Below are 7,278 nucleotides of genomic sequence, written 5' to 3'. Positions count from 1 at the left end.
TGTCGTCCTGCCTCTACGGCTACTACAAAGCCGATAGCGGCGAGATACGCTTAAAGGGCGAGGTGGTGGAATTGAGCTCTCCCGCCGATGCCTTGCGGTTAGGCATCGGCATGGTTCACCAGCATTTCGTGCTGGTGTCGAACTTCACCGTGCTCGAAAACATCATCGTCGGCAGTGCCGATGTCGGGTTGCTGCTGAGGAAGGCCGATGCCCGCCGCAGGGTTCTCGGCCTCTGCAGGGACTGCGGCATCGACATCGACCTCGATCGCGAAATCTGGCAATTGTCGGTCGGTGAACAGCAATGGGTGGAAATCCTCAAAGCACTCTATTTCGGTGCCGAGCTGCTGATCCTGGACGAACCGACGGCGGTCCTGACGCCGCAGCAATCCGACCAGCTCTTCGTCATCCTTGATGGGATGCGCAAGCGTGGATTGTCGATTGTCCTGATCAGTCACAAGCTGCGCGAGGTGATGCAATCCGACAGGGTCACCATCCTGCGCAAAGGCAAGGTCGTCGCTACGGTGGACACCGCCAATACGACAGCCGAGGCGATTACCGCCCTCATGGTCGGGCACAAGGTGACGAAAAACGTCAGGGACAATTCCGTCACGCCGGCGGGAGAAATCCTCTCGGTCGAAAAGGTGTCGGCGGTTGGCGAATGGGGCGAGGATGTCCTCAAGGACGTGACGTTTACCGTCGCCGCCAACGAGGTTCTCGGGCTGGCTGGCGTTGCCGGCAACGGCCAGAAGGAACTGTTCGAGGTACTGATGGGAGTCCGCGCGCTTCAATCGGGCGGTTTCTCGCTGGAAGGAAGCCCGGTCACCGCGCCGACGTCTCGCCAGATTCTCGACAGCGGCGTGGGTTTCATTCCGGACGATCGTTTCCTCGAAGGGTTGATCCCGGAGTTCGGAACCGCCGAAAACCTTGTCCTCGGCTGGCAGCGATCGCCGGAATATTGTCGTGGTCCGTTCCTCGATCGCCGCAAACTGGCTGAGTTGGCGAGGCGCAAGATCGACGAATACAAGGTCGCGACCGCCTCGGCGGACCTCCCGGTGGAGCGACTGTCGGGGGGCAACGCGCAGCGTGTCATTCTTGCCCGCGAGTTCCAGCATGCGCGGCGGCTGTTGCTGGCCAACCAGCCGACGCGAGGGCTCGACGTTGCGGCCTCCGAATTCGTCTACGAGAAAATCCTGGAAAAGCGGGCCGCGGGCTTTGCGATCCTCCTGGCCTCAGAGGAACTCGAAGACCTGCTGCGCCTTTGCGATCGCATAGCGGTCATGTTCAAGGGCCGGATCATGGGCATCGTGCGACCCGAGGAGACCAGCCTCCTCGAACTTGGAATGATGATGGCAGGCGATGCCAGCCAGCTTACGCAGGGAATTCAATGATTTCATTTCAACGACGCTCGGGCAGCAGCCTGGGATGGAACGTCGTCTGCTATTCGGCGGCGATATCAGGTGCTCTCCTGGCTTCCGCTGTTTTGCTGAGGCTTTCCGGCGGCGATCCTGCAAGGGCCTTCACGGCCCTGATCGTCGGCGCATTCGGCAGCCAAGGCGCATTGCTCGGTTCGCTGGCGAAGGCGACCCCGCTGTTGCTTGTCGGGCTGGGCACGGTGTTCGCATTCAGGGCCAAGATCTGGAACATCGGCCAGGAGGGGCAGGTGTTCGCCGGCGCGATGGCCGCCTATTGGGTGAGTTTCTGGATAGCGCCATTGCCAGGCTGGCTGGCCGTCTGCACACTCGCGCTGGCCGGAATGGCGGGCGGCGGCGTGCTCGGCCTGTTGGCCGGCGCACTGAAAACCAGGTTCGGCACCAGCGAGATCATTTCGACGGTGATGCTGAATTACGTCGTCATGTACCTGCTCGCCTACCTTCTCGATGGCGGCCCCTGGATGGCGACAGGCGTGACCGTATCCTATCACCAGTCGCCGCCCATCGATCCAAGTCTGGAGTGGCCGATCCTCTTGGCTGTTGGGGCGGGAAAGCTGCATGTCGGCTTCCTGTTCGCTCTCGCCGCCTCGGCATTCGCAGCGGTGCTGCTCGACAAGACGTCGCTGGGCTACGAAATCCGCGCGTTCGGCTCAAACCCGACCGCGCTGACGTTTCGCGGCACCAATGTGCGCCGGCTTCTGCTGACCGTCATGCTGATGTCGGGGGCCCTGGCGGGACTGGCTGGCGCCGGCGAGCTTTTCGGTGTCTCGCACCGGCTGCGTGCCGAGACGCTGCTTGGCATCGGCAGTTCGGGGATCGTCGTTGCCATGGTGGGAGGACTGCGCCCGAGCGGCGTGATGATCGCCGCCCTGTTCTTCGGCGCGCTGGAAAGCGGCACGATCTACATGCGGCTGAAGAGTGGCACGCCGGCAGGCCTGGTGTCGGCGATGGAAGGGCTGGTGCTTTTGTTCTTTCTCAGTGCCGCCGTCGCAACGCGCCTTCAGATCGTGAGGAGGGAAGTCCATGCTTGAGCTGCTGCAGGGCCCGCTTCTGATAAGCCTCCTGGCGGCGATGGTCCGCATTGCCACGCCATTGCTTTTTTCGGCAATGGGCGAACTTGTCACGCAGCGCGCGGGCATCTGGAACATCGCTGTCGAAGGCACCATGCTGATTGGCGCCATTGTCGCCTACATGGTTGCCTCGACAACCGGATCGCCTTGGCTGGCTCTGGCGATAGCCATCCTGGCCTGCGCCGCGAGCAGCCTGATCATGTCGTTCGTCACGATTGTTTTGAAGGCCGAGCAATTCGTAGCCGGCCTTGCCCTTAATCTCCTGGCATCGGGCGTGACGCTGTTCTGGTTCCAGGCCTATATTGGCGGTCGCGAGGCGCCGACCTTCATCGGCTTCGACCAGGTTCCGATCCCCTATCTGTCGGATATTCCAATCCTGGGACCGGTGCTGTTTTCCCAACGCCTGCTGACCTATGTCAGCTTCCTGGTGCCCATCCTCGTCTGGTTCTTTCTCTACCGAACGAAATACGGCCTTGAGGTGCGCTGTGTCGGCGAAAATCCGAAGGCGCTTGACGTCAAGGGCCTGCACGTCGGCCTCAGGCAGTGCCTCGCGATCATGTTCGGCAGCATGATGTCCGGCTTCGGCGGCGCCTTCCTGATGCTTGGCTATTCGGACAAGTTCGTTCCCGATCTCATTGCCGGCCGCGGCTGGCTGGTCGTGGTCGCGATCATCGCCGGCAACTGGATGCCGTTCCGGATCGTTGGAGCGATCTTCATCTTCGCGTTTCTGGAGGCGTTGGGCATCCATGCGCAAGTGGTGGGGATTCCTGTCCCCCACCAGCTGTTCCTCGTCTTGCCCTATGTGGCGTCACTTGTGCTGCTTGCGGGCTTGCGGTCGCGCACCCATCAGCCCGTGGCGCTCGGCATTCCCTACAACAGGGAATAGACCCTGCTGCTCAACCCGCCGGACGGAAAGGCTTTGCTAGCGAAGCCGGGAAGTGCAGCGCCAGCATTTGCCGGTTTCGCGAGATCAGCACCAGAACGATGATTGTCGCGAGATAGGGCAGGGCCGAGAGCAGTTCGGACGGCACTTCCAGTCCGAGCGCCTGTCCCTGCAGCTGGAGGATCGTCATGCCGCCGAACAGCCAGGCGCCAAGCAGGATGCGCAGCGGGCGCCATGTGGCGAAAACCACCAGCGCCAGTGCGATCCAGCCTTTGCCGGCAGTCATGTTCTCGACCCAGAGCGGTGTGTAGGCGACGGACAGATAGGCGCCCGCCAGGCCAGCCATCGCCCCGCCAAACAACACGGCCATGTAGCGGATCCTGATCACGGGATAGCCGATCGCATGCGATGTCTGCGGTGACTCGCCGATCGTTCGCAAGATCAGCCCGGCCTTCGTGCGGTAGAGAAACCAGCTGATGGCAGCGAACATCACCAGAGCTAGGTAGACCATCGGATCGAAGCGGAAGAGCAACGGACCGATCAGCGGCAGATCGGACAGAACAGGGACGTTGATGCCGTGCAGCGCCTCGATAGGCTCGCTGCCGAAGCCGCGGCCAAGGAAGGCCGACACGCCGGAACCGAAGATGGCCAGCGCCAGTCCGGCCGCATATTGATTGGTGAGGAAGGTCAGTGCCAGAACGCCGAACAGCAGCGAGGCGGCGGCACCTGCCAGGGCGCCGGCCAGGATCGCAACCGGCATTGGATAGCCTGCGGTTACGGCCCAGAAAGCCAATGCCGCGCCCATCAGCATCATGCCTTCGATGCCAAGGTTAAGCACGCCGGACTTCTCGACCACCAGTTCGCCGAGTGCCGCGAATATCAGCGGCGTGGCGGCGATGACGGTGCCGGTGAAGATGGCGATGATCAAGTCCATCAGGCTGTCTCCAGCGCGTGCGTGTCTCGGGCCGGCCGTATCAGGCGGATGCGATAAAAAATGAAGAAGTCGGCGGCGAGCAGGAAGAACAGAAGAATGCCCTGGAAGATGCGCGTCAGCGCCGAGGGCAGGCCCAGCGTCATCTGCACGCCTTCGCCGCCGAGGAAAAGCAGCGACATCAACAGCCCGCCAAGCACGATGCCGAAGGCGTTCAGCCGGCCGATGAAGGCGACGATGATGGCCGCGAAACCGTAGCCGGGCGAAATCTGCGGCGAGAGCTGGCCGAGCGGCCCGGCGGCTTCCGCCATGCCGGCGATGCCGGCGGCCGCACCACCCGCCATCAGCCCGATCCAGACGGCGGCAGATTCGCGAAAGCCGGCATAGCGGGCGGCAAGCGGTGCCGCTCCGCTCACCGACATCTTGTAGCCAAGGAAGCTGCGGTCAGTGAACAGCCACATCACGAACACGGCGACGACGGTGATGAAGATCGAAGGGTTGAGCCGATAGGCCGGGTCGAAGGATTCGAACAGGGCGGCTGTCGGCAGAAGTGCCGTCTGCGGGTAGTTGAAACCGGCCGGATCGCGCCACGGTCCATGCACGAGATAGGACAGGAACAGCGTCGCGATGTAGGTCATCATCAGCGTGACCAGGATCTCGTTGGTGTTCATGCGGGCGCGCAGGAAGGCAGGGATCGCCGCCCATGCCATGCCGGCGCCCATGCCGGCAACGAACATCAACGGCAACAGCAGCACGCTGTCCGGGTTCGGCCAGAAAAGACCGACGCCGCTCGCCGCAATCGCGCCCATGGTGAACTGGCCCTCGGCGCCGATGTTCCAGACATTGGCGCGGAAGCCGATAGCCAGCCCACACGCAATGAGGATCAGCGGCGAAGCCTTGAGCAGCCATTCCGACAAACCGTTGAGGGAATTCAACGGCTCGACAAAGAAGGCGTAGAGCGTCGGCAGCGGATCGTGTCCGAGCGAGGCAAAAAAGGTCGAGCCGACGACCAGCGTCAAAACCGACGCCAGCACCGGCGCCGCGACGCGCATTGTTGCCGAAGGCTCCGGCCTTTGTTCAATCCTGAAGCGCAACGTCGCCACTCCCAATTGCCATTTGATCCGTGCTCATCGTTCGACCGGTCATCAGCAGCCCGACCTCTTCGCGGTCGGTCGTCTTGCGTACCAGCGGCGGTGACACGCGCCCCTGGCAGATCACCAGAAGCCGGTCACAAATCTCGAACAGCTCGTCGAGTTCTTCGGAGACGACGAGCACCGCCGCGCCGGCGCGGCTGAGGTCGACGATGGTCTGGCGGATGAAGGCGCTGGCGCCGACATCGACGCCCCAGGTCGGCTGGGAGACAAGCAGAAGCTTCGGCTCGAGCGCGATCTCACGGCCGACGATGAATTTCTGCAGATTGCCGCCCGACAGGCTTTGCGCCGTCGAAGCCGGACCGTTGGCCTTGACCTTGAACCTGTCGATGATGCCAGCTGCGAAGGCGCTGGCTTTGCGCCGGTCGACCAGGCCGTTGCGGACGGTGCCGAAGCGATGGGCGGTCAGAACCGCGTTCTCCCACAGCGTATGCGACGGTACCGCGCCACGGCCCAGCCGTTCCTCGGGAACGAAGGCGAGACCGAGCTTACGGCGCTCGTCGGCACGAAGGCGAGCGGCAGCGGTACCGCAAATCCTGATCGCGTCGTTGTTGTGATGCGTGCGTTCGCCGCTGAGCAAGGCGATAAGCTCCGCCTGGCCGTTTCCGGACACTCCCGCCAGGCCGACGATTTCCCCGCCATGAACGTTGAAGGAGACGTCCTTCAGATCCACGCCGAAATGGTCTCTTGCCTTGACCGAAAGGTTGTTGACCTCGAGCACTGGCTTCTCGCTCGGGGTCGGCGGGCTGACATGCATTTCCGGCAGCTTCGAGCCGACCATCATGCGGGCGAGCTCGAGCGAGGTCGTCTCTTTCGGCCGAGCGGTGCCGGTGACCTTGCCGTTGCGCAGCACGGTTGCGGTGTCACAGAGCTCCTGCACCTCGTCGAGCTTGTGGCTGATGTAGACGATGCTGCAGCCTTCAGCGGCGAGTTGTCGAAGCGTCTCGAACAGCTTGACCACCGCCTGTGGCGTCAGCACGGAAGTCGGCTCGTCGAGGATCAGAAGCTTGGGCGCCTGCAGCAGGCAGCGCACGATCTCGACGCGCTGCCGCTCGCCGACAGAGAGGTCATGCACCTGGCGATGCGGATCGATCGGCATACCGTAGCGAAGCGAAAGCTCGCGGATCTTGGCGGCAAGCGAGGGCAGATCGAAGGCGCTGCTTGCCGAGAGCGCAATGTTCTCGACCACTGAAACGGATTCGAACAGCGCGAAGTGCTGGTAGACCATCTCGATGCCGAGCGCGCGCGACGTCGCCGGGTTGTGCGCCGCGATCGGATTGCCGTCGCAGAAGATCTCGCCGGAATCGGCCTGCGCCGCGCCATAGATGATCTTCATCAGGGTCGATTTGCCGGCGCCGTTTTCGCCCAGCACGGCGTGGATTTCGCCGGGCTGGATAGACAGCGAGACCTCGTCATTGGCGACGACGCCGGGATAGCGTTTGCGGATGTTGCGCAGTTCTAGACGCGGATGCATGGCGGGTCCTGCCGTGGCGTGAAGCGAGGTTGGACGGGAACCAGGCAGGGAGACGCCGAAGGTCGGTCTCGGCGCCTCCCTGGTTCTTTGATGGCGTTCAGCTCAGCTTGCCGATCATGCCTTTGACGAACCAGTTCATGCCGCGAACATCGTCATCGGCCAGGACGGAGCCTGCAGCGACCTTGAGGTTGCCGGCCTGGTCCTTCAACTCGCCGCCATAGGGGTGCACCTTGCCGCTGCCGATGTCGGCCTCGAGCTGCTTCAGCTTGGCCTTGGTGTCGGCCGGTATGCCGTCATTGTAGGGCGCCATCTTCACGACGCCCGCTGCCAGTCCATCCC

Annotated in this window: 6 protein-coding genes and 1 pseudogene; 3 read left to right on the top strand and 4 right to left on the bottom strand. The window is 62.9% G+C overall.

Annotated elements, in window-relative coordinates; all coding sequences use genetic code 11:
* The 3 genes from EN969_RS10055 to EN969_RS10045 all read left to right on the top strand — a co-directional run.
* Window positions 1–1,388 (top strand): ABC transporter ATP-binding protein (locus tag EN969_RS10055; protein WP_164758205.1); only part of this gene is annotated, 1,388 nt, incomplete at its 5' end.
* The gene (locus EN969_RS10050) at window positions 1,385–2,461 is read left to right on the top strand and encodes an ABC transporter permease (protein ID WP_013529889.1); all 1,077 of its coding nucleotides are present in this window, start codon (window positions 1,385–1,387) and stop codon (window positions 2,459–2,461) included. The genes EN969_RS10055 and EN969_RS10050, both read left to right, overlap by 4 nt.
* Window positions 2,454–3,386, top strand: coding sequence for an ABC transporter permease (locus tag EN969_RS10045; RefSeq protein WP_013529890.1), 933 nt, complete (start codon window positions 2,454–2,456; stop codon window positions 3,384–3,386). Before EN969_RS10050 ends, EN969_RS10045 begins: the two co-directional genes overlap by 8 nt.
* 10 nt (window positions 3,387–3,396) lie before the next feature.
* Here the strand turns inward: EN969_RS10045 and EN969_RS10040 are convergent, their stop codons facing one another.
* From EN969_RS10040 to EN969_RS10025, 4 genes and pseudogenes are all read right to left on the bottom strand, one after another.
* Complete coding sequence (locus tag EN969_RS10040) at window positions 3,397–4,317, bottom strand: ABC transporter permease (RefSeq protein ID WP_082826540.1); 921 nt, start codon at window positions 4,315–4,317, stop codon at window positions 3,397–3,399.
* The gene (locus EN969_RS10035) at window positions 4,317–5,408 is read right to left on the bottom strand and encodes an ABC transporter permease (RefSeq protein ID WP_127419099.1); all 1,092 of its coding nucleotides are present in this window, start codon (window positions 5,406–5,408) and stop codon (window positions 4,317–4,319) included. The genes EN969_RS10040 and EN969_RS10035 overlap by 1 nt, the downstream gene beginning before the upstream one ends.
* Window positions 5,392–6,939, bottom strand: coding sequence for an ABC transporter ATP-binding protein (locus EN969_RS10030; RefSeq protein ID WP_063168881.1), 1,548 nt, complete (start codon window positions 6,937–6,939; stop codon window positions 5,392–5,394). Before EN969_RS10030 ends, EN969_RS10035 begins: the two co-directional genes overlap by 17 nt.
* Before the next feature lie 97 nt (window positions 6,940–7,036).
* A pseudogene (locus EN969_RS10025) lies at window positions 7,037–7,278 on the bottom strand (BMP family ABC transporter substrate-binding protein); the annotation flags it as partial.

Origin of the sequence: Mesorhizobium sp. M7A.F.Ca.CA.003.01.2.1 (assembly GCF_003998945.1) — a bacterium.
Classification (GTDB): Bacteria; Pseudomonadota; Alphaproteobacteria; order Rhizobiales; family Rhizobiaceae; genus Mesorhizobium; species Mesorhizobium ciceri.
The sequence above is the reverse complement of the archived record's forward strand: the minus strand, read 5'-3'. Positions and strand labels throughout refer to the sequence as shown.